Source organism: Pseudomonas cichorii (genome assembly GCF_003700275.1).
Lineage (GTDB): Bacteria > Pseudomonadota > Gammaproteobacteria > Pseudomonadales > Pseudomonadaceae > Aquipseudomonas > Aquipseudomonas cichorii_B.
The window spans coordinates 1-1,717 of sequence record NZ_RBRE01000011.1; the positions used below are offsets into that span (position 1 = coordinate 1).

1 protein-coding gene and 1 pseudogene are annotated in these 1,717 nt (G+C 48.9%); both read left to right on the forward strand.

The genetic code is table 11. From position 1 onward, the window contains the following. On the forward strand, nt 1-1,153 hold a 1,153-nt coding region (locus tag ALQ04_RS27460), incomplete at its 5' end, for an RHS repeat-associated core domain-containing protein (protein ID WP_310886500.1). Between the two features lie 154 nt (nt 1,154-1,307). Continuing rightward, nucleotides 1,308-1,717: pseudogene (locus ALQ04_RS02405) on the forward strand (toxin); the annotation flags it as partial.

The window sequence follows — 1,717 nt, forward strand, 5'->3', positions numbered from 1 at the left end:
GAACGATCATCTCGGGTCGAATACGCTGGAGCTGGACCAGCAAGGCAACCTCATCAGCCAGGAAAGTTATTATCCGTTTGGGGGCACAGCGTGGTGGGCGGCACGTAGTGCCGTGGAGGCGAAGTACAAGACGGTGCGTTACTCAGGCAAGGAGCGGGACGCGAGCGGATTGTATTACTACGGATTCCGCTATTACGCGCCATGGTTGCAACGCTGGATCAATCCTGATCCCGCCGGAAATGTAAACGGGCTCAATCTGTTCTCTTTCGTCGCCAATGCGCCCATCACCCACACAGATGTGGACGGTAGGGTTTATGAAGGGAAAGATGATATTTCAGAACGTATTATGGAAGTGTTTGGGCACAACATTTATTTTCGTGGGCTGAGTGAGTTTCCTCATGATCAGAGACAGATATTGAAAGATGCCTTGAAAAAAGATAACAACATTTATGAGCATGCATTGTACATGATCAAATTTCACCCCGAAGAAACGACCCGTACCATGCGTAGCTTTTTCGGCTACCAGCATGAAAAAGTCACCCGTAGCGTCATAGAGGCCTGGGAGGATACTTACTTACGAACCTTTGAATATGGAGGAGAGCTTGGGGAAAGAAAATTTATAGGCATCCGCTCTACCACATATAAAGCCCAAGCTCTGGTCTATAAAGAGGACCCTCACGGCCGTGTAGCTGTAGATCTCGACGACATGGACGAAAAAGACTTACATCTTGTGCTTGGGCACGAATTGACTCACTTGAAAAATGTCAGCGGAAGCACAATAAAAGGACCTGATTCAAAAGACTATTACTATCTGTTTGAGCGTCATATTTCAAAGCTGATCGGCGGTGGAAATACAACTAATCAGCCCCCACACCAAGCCGTTGCCGAAGTCATTACAGGGGGCGGCCTGAACCTTGAGTATTTCTCATTATTCGATCAACTTAGCGAAAATTTTATAAACCGCCTAAAATCTCTTCATTCAAATCCAGATAGCATTATCGACTTAAATAGCGCCATCAATGAATTCAATCGAAACCCTGACATCGCCGCTGAAATGTCAGCGCATAATGCCGACAGCCTTATGTTTTCGGCGTATAGCTTACATAAACTGTATAAAAAGAACTTCTCACAACAGTCTAGAGGTCAGCAATAAAACTACAGACAGCCACGGCGTTTGATGCTTATGAGAACGCCCAGGGTACAGATCCGTGACCAGGCCATCTTCGCGGATGAATCCGCTCCCACACAGTGTTTTCCAGTCTGTCTGGGCTAAACTCATTTCAGGCCGCAAACAAGGACGCTTGCGAATGAACATGGCGCTGCATACACATACGCCCAAAGTGATTGCCACCGATCCGCGTGGTTTGGTGATACGCAGCATTGCGTTTTGTCGCAGTGAGCAGGATCAGCCTATGGATGAGCGGGTGACCTATCAGACCCATGATGCGATGGGGCGCCTGGCCAGTCAGCGTGATCCTCGCCTTGCTCATTCCAACCTCAATACGATTCACAGCCTCAGCGCTCAGGTACTGCTCAACGACAGCGTCGATGCCAGCTGGCGGATTGGTTTATTGGGTGAAGCGGGTCAGGCTATTGATGGATGGGACGCTCGCGGCAGCCAGCGCCAGATTGAATATGATGAGTTATTGCGGCCACTGGCGATTACTGAACAGGCGCAAGTCACCGAACGCTTTGGTTATGGTGGATCTGATGCCTT